Below are 15,914 nucleotides of genomic sequence, written 5' to 3'. Positions count from 1 at the left end.
CAAGACGCGGCCCGCCGCCGGGCCGCCGCAATCCGGTTGTTCCCATGTCGCATAATAGCTTTGGTCACCTCTTCCGCGTCACCACCTGGGGCGAAAGCCATGGGCCGGCGCTCGGCTGCGTCGTCGACGGCTGCCCTCCCGGCCTGCGCTTCAAGCTGGAAGACATCCAGACCTGGCTCGACAAGCGCAAGCCCGGCCAGTCGCGCTTCGTGACGCAACGCCGCGAGGACGATCTCGTCAAGGTGCTCTCCGGCGTGATGCTGGACGAGGACGGCGAGACGATGGTTTCGACCGGCACGCCGATTTCGATGCTGATCGAGAATACCGACCAGCGCTCCAAGGACTATGGCGAGATCGCTCGCAGCTACCGCCCCGGCCATGCCGACTATACCTATGACGTCAAATACGGCATTCGCGACTATCGCGGCGGCGGTCGTTCCTCTGCCCGCGAAACCGCGGCGCGCGTTGCTGCCGGCGGCATTGCCCGCCTCGTCGTGCCCGGCGTCACCGTGCGCGCCGCGCTGGTACAGATCGGCAAGCACAAGATCAACCGCGCCAACTGGGATTGGGCGCAGGTCGATCAGAACCCGTTCTTCGCCCCCGATCCGGCGATCGTGCCCGTCTGGGAAGACTATCTCGACGGCATTCGCAAGTCCGGCTCCTCGATCGGCGCGGTGGTCGAGGTCATCGCGGAAGGCGTGCCTGCCGGCCTCGGCGCACCGATCTATGCCAAGCTCGACCAGGATATCGCCTCGCTGCTGATGTCGATCAACGCCGTCAAGGGCGTCGAAATCGGTGAAGGCTTTGCATCCGCCGAACTGACCGGCGAGGAAAATGCCGATGAAATGCGCATGGGCAATGACGGCAACCGCATTTTCCTGTCCAATCATGCCGGCGGCATCTTGGGCGGTATTTCCACCGGCGAACCCATCGTCGCCCGCTTCGCCATCAAGCCGACTTCTTCGATCCTGACCGAGCGTCAGTCGATCGACGCAGACGGCAAGAATGTCGATATCCGCACCAAGGGCCGCCATGACCCCTGTGTCGGCATCCGCGCCGTGCCGATCGGCGAGGCGATGGTTGCATGCGCCATTGCCGATCATTACCTCAGAGACCGTGGCCAGACAGGCCGGCTGAAATAAGGACTTTCTCATGCCCTATGACCAGAAGCGCGTCGTGGAAGCCCTGCGGGCATTCGAAGCCGGCGAGATCGTCGTCGTCATGGACGACAATGACCGCGAAAACGAAGGTGACCTGATCGTCGCCGCCGTTCATTGCACGCCCGAGAAGATGGCCTTCATTGTCCGCCATACCTCAGGCATCGTCTGCACGCCGATGCCCCGCGAGGAGGCCAAGCGCCTGAACCTCAATGCCATGGTGGCGGAAAACGATTCGGCGCATACCACCGCCTTCACCGTCTCGGTCGACTTCAAGCACGGCACGAGCACCGGCATTTCCGCCGACGACCGGACGCTGACGGTGCGCAATCTCGCCAATCCGAATGTCGGCCCGACAGATTTCGTCCGTCCCGGCCATATTTTCCCGCTGATCGCCCGCGAAGGCGGCGTGTTGATGCGCTCTGGCCATACGGAAGCCGCAGTCGACCTTTGCAGACTCGCCAATCTGCCGCCGATCGGCGTCATCAGCGAATTGGTCAATGACGACGGTACGGTGACGCGCGGCCCGCAGGTGGTCGAGTTCGCCGAGCAGCACGGGCTGAAGCTCGTCTCCGTCGCCGATCTCATCGCCTATCGCCAGCGCAAGGAAACGCTGATCGAACTCGGCACCAGCTTCGACATCGACACACCGTTCGGCAAGGCACGCGCTCACACATATTCGCTGCCCTGGGACACGATGCAGCACCTCGCCGTCGTCTTCGGAGACATCCGCGACGGCATCGACATTCCGGTGCGCCTGCATCCGGAAAGCGTCGCCGAGGACCTCTTCGGCAAACGCCGCCCGGTCGATTTCTACATGAAGAAGATTGCCGAGGAAGGCCGCGGGATCATCGTCTATCTGCGCGAAGGCTCCGTCGGCGTCGGCCACTTCGACAATGGCCGCAAAGCGCGCCAAGCCGAGCGCGAAAGCCATGCCGAGGCGCAGGCACGCGACAGCGAATGGCTGGAAATCGGCCTCGGCGCCCAGATCCTGAAGGATCTCGGCATCAGCTCGATCAAGCTGCTCACCAGCCGCGAACGGCACTATGTCGGCCTGGAAGGGTTTGGCATCAAGATCGCCGCGACGGAGATTTGTTGAGAGATTTATCTCGCCCCTGGCGGGCGAGAAAGTAAAAACTTGGGCTTAGATGAGGGCTTGTCCCTCGTCTAAGTCTTAGTTTTTACAAGAGAGGGGGTAGGCAGGGACGCACCCAATCTCTGAGGGACATGATCAAGAAACGGACCCCCGCTCTTGCAATTTCAATGGCTTAGAAATTGCGCTAAGTTTAAGACAAGCTGAACCTCCGGTGTCGCAATTCCTAAACCAGTGAAATTGCTTTCTCGCCCGCCAAGGGCGAGATAGGGCTCCACATGCCCTGCGCCTTCTGCGGTTAAAAGCTAGCTTCCTCGCCACCCCTCCAGAAACACCACCTTCTCAACGCCCGTAAACCGGGCGACGCGCTCCAGCTCTGCCTCCAGCTTTTCAAGTCGCCCGGCTGATGCCTTTACGCCCGGCTCCAGCCACAAGCGTTTGATGTCCAAAGTCCCCGCCTTGCGGTCGGCCTTCATGTCGATCCGTCCGACCAGACGGTCTCCTTCCAGCAGCGGGAAGACGTAATAGCCGTATTCCCGCTTCGGCTCCGGCACGAAGATTTCGATGCGGTAGAAGAAGCCGAAGAGGCGTTCGGTGCGGTTGCGGTCGCGCAGCGTCGGATCGAAGGGGCTGAGGACGCGGATGCGGGCCGGCGCTTCGGGGAAGCTGTCGAGTGAGGAAAGGAAATCGGCAAAGGCGAAGGATGGGCGCGGTTTGCCATCGACCGCCGCCTCGATCAGCACTTCGCTGAGTTCGTCGCGATGCGCCTCCACCCAGGCTTTCGCCTCCTGCGGCGTCACCAGGTTCCAGAAGGCGGCGATTTCGCCCGAGGTGGCGAAGCCCAGGCGTTGTAATGCGCCGCGGCAGGCCCAGTCGACGAACTCCTCATGGCCGACCTCCGGTGTATGGACATGATCCGGCAGCACGCGCTCGACCAGATCATAGACCTTTTGGAAGTTCGTGCGGCCAGCGATTGCGAATTTGCCGGTGCGCCAGAAATATTCGAGCGCCGTCTTGTTGGGATGCCAGTTCCACCAGCCGCCGGAAACGTGATTCTCCGCCTTGATTTCGCGGGCCATGATGGCGCCGTTCTTCAGCACGCGCTCGTAGGTCTCCTCGAAAGCGGACTCGAACCCCTCGCCACGCCATTTGCGCCAGCGGTCGACCAGCGCCAGTTCCTCGCGGCGGAACCGGTGCTTCCAGTAGACGAAGAAGGCGCTCGGCAGGATGGAGGCGTCGTGCGTCCAGTGTTCAAACAGCGCGCCGTCCTTTTCGAGCAGCTCCGTCAGATGTTCACGCCGATAGGTCTGGTTGCGCGAAAACAGGATCTGATGATGCGCCCGCTCGACGGTTCCGATGCTATCGACCTGCACGAAGCCGATGTCGTGGATCAGCTGCAGCAACCCCGCCTTGGTCAAGGCGCGGTTCGGTGGATTTGACAGCCCTTGCTTGGCGAGGAAGACGCGGCGGGCGTCGCGATTTGAAAGCAGATTCGTCATGATCGGATCATAGGCATAAATTCCCATGCTTTCAAATGGGCACTAATTTGATAATTCGCCATGATGGGCTATAGGACCGCAACACCACCACGGAAGGGGACCAGCCGCTTGGATATCCGCTTCGACAATGCCGGCGTCGATTTCGGCACACGGGCAGCCCTTCTGCCGCTCAGCCTGACGCTCAGCGAGCGGCGGATCGGCGTGATCGGGCTCAACGGTTCCGGCAAGACGACATTCGCGCGGCTGATCAACGGGCTCTCCAAGCCGACGACGGGCCGTGTCACCGTCAATGGGCTCGATACCGTCGGCGACGCCAAATCCGTGCTCGGCAAAGTGGGCTACATCTTCCAGTCGCCGCAGAACCAGATCATCCTGCCGATCATCCGCGACGACATCACCTTTGGCCTCAAGGCGCGCGGGCTTGGGAAAGCCGAAATCGAGGCAGCTGTCGATGGCATTCTCGACCGGTTCGGCGTGCGCCATCTGGCGGAACGGCGGGCACATGAGCTTTCGGGCGGCGAGCTGCAGATGGCCGCCCTTTGCTCCGTGCTCGTCACCGGGCCTGATATCCTCATCCTCGACGAGCCGACCAACCAGCTCGATCTCAGGAACCGGGCGCTGGTGCAAAAAACCATCGCCGCCCTGCCGGAAAGTGTCATCGTCATCAGCCATGATCTGCCGCTGGTCGAGGATTTCGACCGCGTGCTGCTGTTCGATCAGGGCCGTCTTGTCGCCGACGCGCTGCCGGCAGAAGCCATCGCCCGCTACAGGGAGCTGGCCGCCTGATGCAGACGCTGCATGTCGATGTCGATACGTGGATGCACCGGATATCACCGCGCCTGAAGCTCGGCATGCTGGCGGTGCTCGGCATCATCCTGTTCCTGATCGACTCCGTGGCACTACTCGCTCTCGCCGTTGCAATCGGCGCCCTCCTCTATTTCCGCACAGGTCTGCCGGCGGGCGAAGCGTTGAAACGGCTGCGACCGATCCTTCTCTCGATTGCCGTCGTGACGCTGTTCGGCCTGATCTTCAACCCGATTCATGTCGCTATCGTCACCACACTGCGACTGGTCGCGCTGGTGCTGTTCGCGGCGACGGTGACGGCGACGACCTCGATCGCCGCTTTCATGGACGAGATCACCGCGCTTGCCGCTCCCCTCGAAAGGCTCGGCCTGTTGAAGGCAGCCGATATCGGCCTTGCGGTCGGCCTCGTCGTGCGCTTTGTGCCCGAAATTCTCGACCGCTATCGCGCCATCCGCGAAGCGCATGAGGCGCGCGGGATCAAGATCCGCATCGCCACGACGCTCGCGCCGCTGATCATCCTGACGTTGCGCGACGCCGATAATATCGCGGCTGCGATTGACGCCCGCGGCATTCGGCGGCATTGAACAGAGATTGTTTTTGAATGGAGCCGTCATGACGACCCGCGACCTCGTTCTCTCCGCGCTGTTTGCCGCCATCATCGTGGCGCTCGGCCTGCTGCCGCCGATCCCGATCGGCATCATTGCCGTGCCGATCACCGCGCAGTCGCTCGGCGTCATGCTGGCGGGCGTTGTGCTTGGCGCGAAACGCGGCGCGATCGCCGTGCTGATCGTCGTGGTGCTGGTCTCGATCGGCCTGCCGGTACTATCGGGCGGGCGTGGCGGACTTTCGGTCTTCGCAGGACCGACGGCCGGCTTCTTCATCGGCTGGACCTTTGCCGCCTACATCACCGGCTATCTCTCCGAACGATTGGTCAAGGCCGAGCAGACCGGCATCGCCCAGGGCATCGGCTTCTTTATCGCCTCCGTGATCGGTGGCGTTGTCGTACTCTATGCCTTCGGCATCGGCTGGCTGGCCCTCGTGGCCAATATCGACTTCGGCAAGGCATTCTTCGGGTCGATGGCCTTCGTGCCCGGCGATCTCGCCAAGGCAGTGGTCGCCGCTCTCGTCGGCCGCGCCGTCATGGCCGGTTATCCGCTGCTGCCGCAGCGAACCTGATCGCTAGAACGTTTTTACGCAATTCCGGACGGAAAACCGCCGCACACTTTTCCTAGCATTGCTCTAATCAAGATATTTATAGAGCCAGTCGCGGGTGTCTTCAGGCAATGGTACGGGATCGTGCTTCTCGCCGCGCACGGCGAGCCAGAAGATCTCTACCTCGGCGGCCAGCTCGCCACCGGTTTCGACTGTGATCTTGAAACCGATGGACTTGCCGCCGATCTTGCTGACCCGGACGGAAAAGCGGGCGAGATCGTCATGGCGCAGCGCCCGATGCAGCGAGCAGGAAGCCTTGGTGGTGATATAGGCCGGCTCGTTGTCGACCAGCGGCCGGGTGCGCCAGAAATTCGATAGGGCAGTTTCCGCCTGGGAAATGTAGGATGCAATGAACATCCGCCCATGCCTGTCGACATCGCGGGGTGGCACCCGTATCTCGACGACATCGGATCGCTCTGCACTTGTCATCACGAAAAACCTTGGTCGGCGCGGGGCCTCGCACCTGATTGAAAGCTTAACACCGCCCCCGGGAAGTAAACGGGCGCTATTCCCTACCTGACTACAATGGATTGTTGACATTGCGGTGATACCGCCCATGTCCTGTAGCAGCCGTCATATCTCCCCTATAGATTGGTTTTCATGAGCACACGTCTTTACGAACATCCGATCTTTCTCGAACACATCGTCCCGTCAGGCCATCCGGAGCGGCCGGACCGCCTGCGGTCGCTGAACATCGCGCTCGAACATCCGAACTTCGACCGGCTGGATCGGCGCAAGGCGCCGCTCGCCCATGAGGACATGGTACTGCTCGCTCATCCCGAGGAGCATCTGGATTTTGTCCTGCGCTCGATCCCCGACAAGGGCGACGAGGGCGAGATCAACCAGCTCGAAGCCGATACCTATGCCAGCCCGAAGACATTGCAGGCGATTTTGCATGGTGTTGGCGCCGCGACGGCAGCCGTAGACGACGTGTTCTCGGGTGCCGCCGACAATGTCTTCGTCGCGGCCCGCCCGCCCGGCCACCATGCCGAGAAGAACAAGGCCATGGGCTTCTGCTTCTTCAACAATGCCGCGATCGCCGCTCGCCATGCCCAGAAAGCCTATGGGGCCGAGCGTGTCGCCATCGTCGATTGGGACGTGCATCACGGCAACGGCACGCAGGATATCTTCTGGGACGATCCGTCCGTGCTCTTCTGTTCCACCCACCAGATGCCGCTCTATCCGGGCACCGGCAAGAAGGACGAGCGCGGGGCGCACGACACCATCGTCAACGCGCCGCTCTCGCCCAACACCGGCAGCGATCATTTCCGCGAGGCCTTCAAGTCACGCGTGCTGCCGGCACTCGACGATTTCCGCCCTGACCTCATCATCATTTCCGCCGGCTTCGACGCCCATCACCGCGATCCGCTGGCGCAACTGAACCTCACCGGCGAGGATTTCGACTGGGCGACCGGACGAATCCTGGAAGCCGCCGACCGCAGTGCCAAGAACCGGGTCGTCAGCCTGCTCGAAGGCGGCTATGATCTGGAAGGCTTGGCCGAATCGGCCGGGCTGCATATTCTACGCATGATGAAGGGTTGACGATGAGCGAAAGCGCCAAGGTGGATGTATCCGACTATTCCTTTGAAAAGGCCGTGGCGGAGCTCGAAAGCATCGTTGCGCGGCTGGAACGCGGCGACGTGGCACTGGACGAATCCATCGCCATCTACGAGCGCGGCGAAGCGCTGAAGAAGCATTGCGAAGCCCTGCTATCGGCGGCGGAGAACCGGATCGAGAAGATCAGGCTCGACCGCGCCGGCAAGCCGCAGGGTGCGGAGCCGCTGGACGGGCAGTGAGCCGGAACCGGCTCGGCTAAGTTATAAGCAATTTCACAGCGGCGAGCCGAACATGTTGTAGCCCTTGTAGTCGAGCGCAAATGCGAAATCGATACTCTTTCCATTTTCGACCGTTGTGTAGGCAACGCTGTTTTCTCGTAGCCTGCTTGCAAGCGGATATTTCGTCCTGATCAAGGCTGCGAATTGATCTTCGATCGTTTTGTCGTCGGCCATACCCGGGTGGCGACGGTCTTGAACGATGCATGATCCCTGTGGATTGATACCCACGATGAGCGACCGATCATCCGTGGCGCCTTCGGAGTAGGCGTATTTTCCGCCTATCCAACTCGATCTTTGCTTGGTTTCGAACTTCTTTATGCCGTATCGCGCCGCGGCGGCGTAGCTTCCGGTATAGGGTGCCTTGAAAGCAAAACAGATGTCGCGAAACGCAGCAACTCCGCGATCGATCGTCAACGGGCTGGCCGGCTTTGCGGCGATCACACGGGAATCGTCGGCCGTCGTGCTGCATCCAGCTAGCATCAATCCCAAGAGAACGGCGATCAGCGCTCCGCGTCCACCAATGTCCATGCGTATTCGCCTCCAACAGTTGCTCCCCCGACGCCATAAGCTGGAACGTTAAACAACCCTTTTAAACAATCCGTACAAACGCGTTGAACAGCAAAATTTGAGTTTCCCACCCATTCCCGGTAGGTTGCGCTTCAACCGAATGGAGCGCTCGCCATGTCCTTCTTCCCCGGAAAAGATCCGCAGCCCGGCGATGCCTTTGCCTGCGATGCAATCGAGCATCTCATCATTCCACGTACCAGCGATATCGGCGGCTTTTTCCGTGCGCCGCGCGCTTCCGAGCAGTCGGCGGCGGCTGGTGGGGCCGTTCATCTTTTTCGACCGGATGGGGCCGGCGGTGCTGCGGCCTGGCGAGGCGCTGGATGTCCGGCCGCATCCGCATATCGGGCTCTCCACCGTCACCTATCTCTTCGATGGCGAGATTCGCCACATGGACAGCCTCGGCACCGAAAAGGTCATTCGCCCCGGCGATATCAACCTGATGACGGCTGGGCGCGGTATCGTCCATTCGGAGCGCACGCCGGACAATCTGCGCGGCCACCCGCTGGCGATGTCCGGCCTCCAGACCTGGTTGGCGCTTCCCGACGACAAGGAAGAGATCGATCCGGCGTTCGCCCATACGGAAAAGACCGACCTGCCGCTGATCAGCGATGGCGGCGCGACGGGACGCGTGGTGATCGGCAGCTTCGAGGGCGTGACCTCGCCCGTGAAGGTGTTTTCGGATACGCTTTATGTCGATCTTCAGCTCCAGCCCGGCGCGAAATTTCCTTTTGGGGCGAGCCATGAGGAGCGCGCGGTCTATATTCTCGCCGGCTCGCTCATCGTCGCCGGCGATCGTTTCGAGCAGGATCAACTCCTGATATTCCGTCCCGGCGACGCCATAACGCTGGAAGCGGCCGAAAAAGACTGTCATTTGATGCTTTTTGGTGGTGCGGCGCTCAGTTCGAAGCGCTATATCTGGTGGAATTTCGTATCGTCTTCCAAGGAGCGCATCGAAAAGGCAAAGGAAGAATGGCGCACCGGCCGTTTCGATATCGTACCGGGAGACGAGGAAGAGTTCATTCCCTTGCCGGAGAGCTAACGGGTTCATAACAGTGCCAAATGTTTCTTGTTCGGCCACTCCTTGAATTCGTCGGCTTTTGCCGCAATTTGTTTTGACGCAAAGGCGGGCCGCCGCCCAAGAATAGCAAGAAAGAGGCTCCAGCCTTGACACACATGCCAGAGACGCCCCTGCTGGATCAGGTCCATTATCCCTCCGACCTGCGAAAGCTGGAGGACCGGGATTTGCCGCAACTCGCCCGCGAACTCCGCGACGAGATGATTGATGCGGTATCGCGCACGGGCGGACACCTCGGCGCCGGTCTTGGCGTCGTCGAACTGACCATCGCCATCCATAACGTCTTCGACACGCCGAACGATCGCCTGATCTTCGATGTCGGTCATCAATGTTATCCGCACAAGATCCTGACCGGCCGGCGAGACCGCATCCGTACGCTGCGCCAGGAAGGTGGACTGTCCGGCTTCACCCGCAGGGCGGAGAGCGAATACGATCCCTTCGGTGCCGCCCATTCGTCGACGTCGATCTCCGCCGGCCTCGGCATGGCGGTCGCCGCCGATCTCGACAAGACCGACCGCCGCGTCATTGCCGTCATCGGCGACGGCGCGATGTCGGCCGGCATGGCCTATGAGGCACTCAACAATGCCGGAGCGCTCGACGCGCGTCTGATCGTCATTCTCAACGACAATGACATGTCGATCGCGCCGCCAACGGGCGCCATGAGCGCCTATCTGGCGCGCCTCGCCTCCGGCCGTACCTATATGGGTTTCCGCGATCTCGGCAAGAAGCTGACCGCCTATCTCGGCAAGAAGGTCGACCGTGCGATCACCCGCGCCGTCGAGCACGCGCGGGGCTATGTCACCGGCGGGACGATGTTCGAGGAGATGGGTTTCTACCATATCGGCCCCATCGACGGCCATTCCTTCGAGCATCTGCTGCCGGTTTTGCGCAATGTCCGCGACAATGCGCAAGGTCCGGTGCTGATCCATGTCGTCACGCAAAAGGGCAAGGGCTATGCCCCAGCCGAGGCGGCGGCTGACAAGTATCACGGCGTCAACAAGTTCGATGTCATCACCGGCGCGCAGGCCAAGGTGAAGCCGAATGCGCCGAGCTACACCAGCGTCTTTGCCGACGCCCTGGTGCAGGAAGCGACGTTTGACGACAAGATCGTCGGCATCACCGCCGCCATGCCGAGCGGCACCGGCCTCGACAAGCTGCAGGAACTCTTCCCCAAGCGCTGTTTCGATGTCGGCATTGCCGAGCAGCATGCCGTCACCTTTGCCGCCGGTCTTGCCGCTGAGGGCTTCAAACCCTTCGCCGCGCTCTATTCGACCTTCCTGCAGCGCGCCTATGACCAGGTCGTGCATGATGTAGCGATCCAGGGCCTGCCGGTCCGCTTCCCGATCGACCGCGCCGGTTTCGTCGGCGCCGACGGCCCGACGCATGCCGGTTCCTTCGACACGACCTTTCTCGCCACCCTGCCCGGCTTCGTCGTCATGGCGGCCGCCGACGAGGCGGAACTGAAGCATATGGTGCGCACGGCCGCCGCCTATGATCTCGGCCCGATCTCCTTCCGCTATCCGCGCGGCGAAGGTGTCGGCATCGACATGCCGGAACGTGGCCAGATTCTCGAGATCGGCAAAGGCCGTATCGTCAAGCAGGGATCGAAAGTGGCGCTATTGTCCTTTGGGACACGTCTCGCCGACAGTCTGGCCGCCGCCGAGGACCTCGACGCCGCCGGCCTGCCGACGACAGTGGCCGACGCCCGTTTCGCCAAGCCGCTCGACCATGATCTCATCCGCCAGCTCGCCAGCCACCATGAGGTGCTGATCACCATCGAGGAAGGCTCGGTCGGCGGGTTCGGCAGCCAGGTCATGCAGTTCCTCGCCAGCGAGGGCCTGCTCGACAACGGCCTGAAGATCCGCACGCTGGTCATGCCCGATATCTGGGTGGAACAGGCCAAGCCTGAAGTCATGAACGCCTTGGCCGGTCTCGACCGGGCCGGCATCGTCCAGACGGTGTTCAAGGCGCTGGGACGCAGCCGGATTGTTGGAGCGGCTGGGTAGGTTTACCTCCCCCTTGATGGGGAGGTCGCCACAAAACGGCGGGTGGGGTGATCTCTCGCGAAATAGCATAAGACTACGGCGTATGCCGTCGTCACCCCGCCCCGGCACTACGTGCCAACCCTCCCCATCAAGGGGAGGGTTATAAATCAGAACTCTTCCCACTCATCCTGAACAGCCGCGGCGGCCGTTGTCTTTCCGCCGAAGGCCTTGGCGACCGTGCGGCCAAGAGCCCTTGCCGGAGATACGGCGGGTTTTGAGCGCGCGGTTGCCGCCGCCGGTCGGGCAGGCGCCGCCCGCGATACGTCGCTCAGCCTGAACTGATGCAGCAGATCGTTCAGCGCCGCTGCCTCGCGGGCAAGCGAATGGCTGGCGGCCGTCTGCTCCTCGACCATGGCGGCGTTCTGCTGCGTGCCCTGGTCCATGTTGTTGACGGCGGTGTTGATCTCCTGCAGGCCAATCGACTGTTCACGGGTGGCCGTGACGATCGCGCCGACGTGGCGGTTGATTTCCTGTACTTCGGAAACGATCAGCTCCAGGGCCTTGCCGGTCTCTCCGACCAGCGAGACGCCGGTATTGACCTGCTGGCTCGACGTCGTGATCAGCGCCTTGATTTCCTTGGCGGCGTTGGCGGAACGCTGCGCCAGCTCGCGCACTTCCTGGGCGACGACGGCGAAGCCCTTGCCGGCATCCCCAGCGCGGGCAGCTTCGACGCCGGCATTCAGCGCCAGCAGGTTCGTCTGGAAGGCGATGTCATCGATGACGCTGATGATATTGCTGATCTCGCCCGAGGACTTTTCGATCTGCTGCATGGCTGAGACAGCCTTGCGTACCACGTCTCCGGACTTTTCGGCGCCCAACCGCGCGCGCTCGACCAGATGGCCGACATCCTCGGCGCGCTTGGCCGAATCGCGAACCGTCGTCGTCACCTCTTCGAGGGCGGCGGCGGTCTCTTCGACGGCGGCGGCCTGCTGTTCGGTGCGGCGGGCAAGGTCGTCAGCGGCCGAGCGGATCTCGCCAGCGCCGGCATTGATTGCCGATGCGTTACTACCAACCGACTGGAGGGCCGCTTCCAGCTTCTCGACGGCATTGTTGAAGTCGGCGCGGACGCTGTCGAACTGCGGCGCGAAGGCGCGGTCGAGACGTGCGGCAATATCGCCGGCGGCAAGCCCGGCAAGTCCATTGGCCAGGGCGTCCATGGCGAAACGGATTTCGCCGTCTTCATGCGCCTTCTGCTCGTCGGTCATCTGGCGCTGGCGCTCGGCATCGCCACGCATGCGCTCCGTCTCGCCGGAAAGACGCAGTTTCTCGATTGCAGCTTCCTTGAAGACGAGGACGGCACCGGCCATGCGGCCGACTTCGTCACCGCGACCCACGGCCGGAACGTCAATATCGTGTTCGCCACCGGCAAGCCGGTCCATGGCGGCGGTCATGCCGACGATCGGGCGCACGATGGTACGGGCGAGCAGCCAGGCCAACACAGCGGCGGCCAGCGAAGCAACGATGCTGCCGACGATCAGCGTCAGACGCAAGTCGGCATTGGCGTCGTCCTGTGTGGCCGTCAACTCGCTGGCCTTGGCGCGCGCCGCCTGCTTGATCTTGGCCGCAGCCTCGCGGAAGCCGTCAAGCTGGCCCTTGGTCTCGTTCTGGCCGATCTTGACGATCTGGTCGAGCGGCATCTCGCTTTCCTTGCGAGCCTTCGACTGCGGCTCGGCGAGCTGATGGAAATAAACGTCGGCCGCCTTCTGCATATTGTCGATGGACAGCAACAGGTCCGGCGCATCCGCCGCTGCCGCCTTGGCCGCACCGATGCTTTTCACCATACGATCGCGATTTTCGAAGATACCGCCATAGGTGCTGTCACTGCGCAGCAGCAGGAAGCCGCGCAGATTGACGGCCTGCTCCAGCAGGGCCTGCAGAGAATCATCGACAAGATTGACGAGTTGCTGCGACCGGGCCTTTTCGGCGGAAGCGCCGGCAGACACTTCTTCCTTGGTATAGACCAATGCGGAAACGCCGGCGAAAATAGCAATGAGAGCGGCAAAGGTGATGGCAAGCTTGCCATTCAAAGAAAGGTTCTTCGCAAACATGGGCGAGCGCCTCCTTTAGCGCCGGTCCTGGCGAGCATCGACGAACCCACGCAGAAGCGCGCAGCCGGATGCTCGAAAATTCAGGGAGAGGCATGATTGAGCGCAAAGGGCGCAAAGCCGTCATGGCAGGCGATCATTCCCAAACCGGACGATCGCAATCAGAAGCATAATTAGACGCTGCGGCTTTAAATTCATTTAATTTTGCACAATGCGGGAAACTAAACAGATACCCTATTCTGCGGCGCCATATCGAGGATGAGTACAGCGTCTGCCTCTACATTTGCCGCCATCAGCACAAAACGCTTGCAACCTCGGCCATTGCCCTGCATGGACTGCCGATGTCCGAACCACAACGTCTAGACCAACTTCTTGTCGCCCTCTCGCTTTTCGCCAGCCGATCGCGAGCGCGTGACGCCATTCAACGCGGCACAGTGACCGTCGGCGGCACGGTGGTGACCAAGCCGGGCACGCTGTTTACCGAAGATGTCGAGATCGCCATCAATGATCCTGCGCAGGACTACGTCTCGCGCGCGGCGCTGAAACTGGTGGCAGCACTCGATCATTTCGAGCTCGACCCCAAGGGACAGCACTGTCTCGATGTCGGCGCATCGACCGGTGGCTTTACCGAAGTGCTGCTGCTGCGGGGTGCCGAGCACGTCACGTCGATCGATGTTGGCCATGGACAGATGCATCCGCGCATATCGGCCGATCCGCGCGTGACCAGTATGGAGGGGCTGAACGCCCGCAACCTGACGGCGGAGGATGTCGGCAAGCCCTTCACCTTCCTCGTTTCCGACGTGTCCTTCATCTCGTTGAAGCTCGCGGTGGCACCAGCTCTTGAGCTTGCAGAGCCTGGCACGCGCGCGGCCCTGTTGGTGAAGCCGCAGTTCGAGGCCGGGCGCGATGCGGTCGGCAAGGCTGGCTTGCTGAAGGATCCCTCGTCTGCTCCGGCCGTTGCGGCTGAGCTGGAGCGCTGGCTTGTCGAGGATATGGGCTGGAAAAGCCTCGGCCTCATCCCCTCGCCGATTGCAGGCGGTGACGGCAATAACGAATTTCTTCTCGCGGGGATCAAGCCATGAGCACCGAAACCGTCACCATCCAGAAGCTCGGCGCCCAGGGCGACGGCATTGCGCAAGGCGCGGACGGCCCGATCTACGTGCCCTTCGCGCTGCCCGGCGAGACAGTCGCCATTGCCCGAGTAAAGAGCGAAGGCACGCTGATGTCGATTGCATCGGCCTCGCCCGATCGGCAAGAGCCGCACTGTCGGCACTTCGGCCCGGATGGAGTCAACGGCACCTGCGGCGGCTGCACGCTGCAGCACTATGCCGATGCACCCTACCGCGCCTTCAAGCGCCAGCTGGTGATCGACGCACTGCGCTCCAAAGGGTTGACGCCTGAGGTCGATGAGCTCATCTCCGCCCGCCCCGGCGAGCGCCGACGTGTCGTCTTTGCCGCGCGCAAGACCGAGAAGGACATGCTGATCGGCTTCAATCAGGCCGAAAGCCACCACATCGTCGCCATCGAGGAATGTCCCATCGCGTCGCCCGGCATCATGGCCCAGCTACCGGCGATCCGGGCGGTTGGCGCAGCGCTTGCCATCAATGCGGAATCATTTCGCATCTCCGTGCTCGAAACGCGCACCGGCCTCGACCTTGCCGTCGACGGCATCAAGGGCCTTTCCGACAAGCACCGGCGCAGCGCCATCGAAACCGTACTTGCCCTTCGCGGCGTTGGCCGTGTTTCGCTGAATGGCGAAGTCCTGGTAGAGACGACGAAGCCGATAATCGATTTCAGCGGCGTGCAGATCTCACCGCCGTCGGGCGCCTTCACCCAGGCGACGAAGGCCGCAGAAGAGGCGATGGTCGAGCTGGTCGCCGCGCATATCGGCAAGGCGAAGCGTATCGCCGATCTCTTCGCCGGCAGCGGCACCTTCTCGCTACGCCTGGCGCGCATCGGCCGCGTCCACGCCGTCGAAAGCGAGGACAAGGCCTTGGCAGCCCTCGACCACGCCGCCCGCAACACGCAAGGGCTGAAGCCGGTCTCGATCGAACGCCGCGACCTCTTCCGCCGACCGCTGATGGCGCAGGAGCTGAAGAACTACGACGCCGTCATCTTCGACCCACCGCGCGCCGGTGCGGAATTCCAGACCAAGGAACTGGCCCGCTCGGTCGTCAAAAAGATCGTCGCCGTCTCCTGCAATCCGCTGACACTGGCGCGCGACCTCGCCATCCTGACGGAGGCCGGCTACCGGATCACGAGGGTGACCCCGATCGACCAGTTTCTCTGGACCTCGCATGTCGAAGTGGTAGTCGCGCTGGAGAAGTAATTCTTTCCTTGTCGGTTTCGTGGCCGACCCTCGTGGTTCGAGGCTACGCCCCCTTCGATAGGCTCAGGGCGCTTCGCGCCTCGCCATGAGGGCGGAGAGAGAACCGCACTATCATCATGGCCCCACAATCGAACGAATAGCGCAACGGTTAGCCCTCATGGTGAGGAGGCCCGCAGGGCCGTCTCGAACCACGAGGGCGGGTGTGGGAAAAGAATTGCTCACTAAGCACACCCAATGGTAGAAAATCACTCAT

14 protein-coding genes and 1 pseudogene are annotated in these 15,914 nt (G+C 62.1%); 11 read left to right on the top strand and 4 right to left on the bottom strand.

The genetic code is table 11. From position 1 onward, the window contains the following. Positions 1-44: 44 nt before the first annotated feature. Positions 45-1,142, top strand: a complete 1,098-nt coding sequence (gene aroC / locus HB780_RS30110) for a chorismate synthase (RefSeq protein WP_183691766.1) — start codon at positions 45-47, stop codon at positions 1,140-1,142. 10 nt (positions 1,143-1,152) lie between these two features. Beyond that, complete coding sequence (gene ribB, locus HB780_RS30105; RefSeq protein WP_183691764.1) at positions 1,153-2,256, top strand: 3,4-dihydroxy-2-butanone-4-phosphate synthase; 1,104 nt, start codon at positions 1,153-1,155, stop codon at positions 2,254-2,256. Positions 2,257-2,555: 299 nt separating this feature from the next. Here the strand turns inward: ribB and HB780_RS30100 are convergent, their stop codons facing one another. After that, entirely contained in the window at positions 2,556-3,749 is a 1,194-nt protein-coding gene (locus tag HB780_RS30100; RefSeq protein ID WP_183691762.1) for a winged helix-turn-helix domain-containing protein, read from the bottom strand. Between the two features lie 108 nt (positions 3,750-3,857). Here HB780_RS30100 and HB780_RS30095 point away from each other — a divergent pair, with 108 nt between their 5' ends. Genes HB780_RS30095 through HB780_RS30085 form a run of 3 tightly spaced genes read left to right on the top strand, consistent with a single transcriptional unit; the run spans position 3,858 to position 5,729 of the window. Beyond that, positions 3,858-4,535 (top strand): energy-coupling factor ABC transporter ATP-binding protein, encoded by a 678-nt coding sequence (locus HB780_RS30095; protein ID WP_183691760.1) that lies wholly within the window; start codon positions 3,858-3,860, stop codon positions 4,533-4,535. Further along, a complete protein-coding gene (locus HB780_RS30090; RefSeq protein WP_183691758.1) occupies positions 4,535-5,137 on the top strand; it encodes an energy-coupling factor transporter transmembrane component T family protein in 603 nt (200 codons plus the stop codon). Before HB780_RS30095 ends, HB780_RS30090 begins: the two co-directional genes overlap by 1 nt. Before the next feature lie 28 nt (positions 5,138-5,165). Continuing rightward, positions 5,166-5,729 carry a biotin transporter BioY gene (locus HB780_RS30085; protein WP_183691756.1) on the top strand — a complete coding sequence of 188 codons (564 nt, stop codon included), beginning with the start codon at positions 5,166-5,168 and terminating at the stop codon, positions 5,727-5,729. A gap of 63 nt (positions 5,730-5,792) precedes the next feature. Here HB780_RS30085 and HB780_RS30080 read toward each other — a convergent pair whose 3' ends face one another. Further along, positions 5,793-6,194 (bottom strand): acyl-CoA thioesterase, encoded by a 402-nt coding sequence (locus HB780_RS30080; RefSeq protein ID WP_183691754.1) that lies wholly within the window; start codon positions 6,192-6,194, stop codon positions 5,793-5,795. A 171-nt stretch (positions 6,195-6,365) separates the two neighbouring features. Between HB780_RS30080 and HB780_RS30075 the strand changes: the two genes are divergently transcribed. Together HB780_RS30075 and HB780_RS30070 are read left to right on the top strand one after the other, a co-directional pair. After that, entirely contained in the window at positions 6,366-7,307 is a 942-nt protein-coding gene (locus HB780_RS30075) for a histone deacetylase family protein (RefSeq protein ID WP_183691753.1), read from the top strand. Positions 7,308-7,309: 2 nt separating this feature from the next. Beyond that, complete coding sequence (locus HB780_RS30070) at positions 7,310-7,561, top strand: exodeoxyribonuclease VII small subunit (RefSeq protein ID WP_183691751.1); 252 nt, start codon at positions 7,310-7,312, stop codon at positions 7,559-7,561. Between the two features lie 33 nt (positions 7,562-7,594). On the opposite strand, the gene HB780_RS30065 is transcribed toward HB780_RS30070, so the two are convergent. After that, positions 7,595-8,041: a hypothetical protein gene (locus tag HB780_RS30065; protein WP_183691749.1), complete on the bottom strand. Its 447-nt coding sequence runs from the start codon at positions 8,039-8,041 to the stop codon at positions 7,595-7,597. Positions 8,042-8,281: 240 nt separating this feature from the next. On the opposite strand from HB780_RS30065, the pseudogene HB780_RS30060 reads away from it, so the two are divergent. Both HB780_RS30060 and dxs read left to right on the top strand, forming a co-directional pair. Continuing rightward, positions 8,282-9,206: pseudogene (locus HB780_RS30060) on the top strand (pirin family protein). Positions 9,207-9,331: 125 nt separating this feature from the next. Beyond that, positions 9,332-11,248, top strand: coding sequence for a 1-deoxy-D-xylulose-5-phosphate synthase (gene dxs, locus HB780_RS30055; RefSeq protein ID WP_183691747.1), 1,917 nt, complete (start codon positions 9,332-9,334; stop codon positions 11,246-11,248). Positions 11,249-11,394: 146 nt separating this feature from the next. On the opposite strand, the gene HB780_RS30050 is transcribed toward dxs, so the two are convergent. Further along, positions 11,395-13,335 (bottom strand): methyl-accepting chemotaxis protein, encoded by a 1,941-nt coding sequence (locus tag HB780_RS30050; RefSeq protein WP_183691745.1) that lies wholly within the window; start codon positions 13,333-13,335, stop codon positions 11,395-11,397. A gap of 338 nt (positions 13,336-13,673) precedes the next feature. On the opposite strand from HB780_RS30050, the gene HB780_RS30045 reads away from it, so the two are divergent. Both HB780_RS30045 and HB780_RS30040 read left to right on the top strand, forming a co-directional pair. Beyond that, the gene (locus HB780_RS30045; protein WP_183691743.1) at positions 13,674-14,414 is read left to right on the top strand and encodes a TlyA family RNA methyltransferase; all 741 of its coding nucleotides are present in this window, start codon (positions 13,674-13,676) and stop codon (positions 14,412-14,414) included. Next, on the top strand, positions 14,411-15,661 hold the full coding sequence (locus tag HB780_RS30040) for a class I SAM-dependent RNA methyltransferase (protein ID WP_183691741.1): 1,251 nt from the start codon (positions 14,411-14,413) through the stop codon (positions 15,659-15,661). The genes HB780_RS30045 and HB780_RS30040 overlap by 4 nt, the downstream gene beginning before the upstream one ends. Positions 15,662-15,914: the final 253 nt, after the last annotated feature.

Origin of the sequence: Rhizobium lusitanum (genome assembly GCF_014189535.1) — a bacterium.
Classification (GTDB): Bacteria; Pseudomonadota; Alphaproteobacteria; order Rhizobiales; family Rhizobiaceae; genus Rhizobium; species Rhizobium lusitanum_C.
This window is presented reverse-complemented; position numbering and strand designations above follow the sequence as displayed.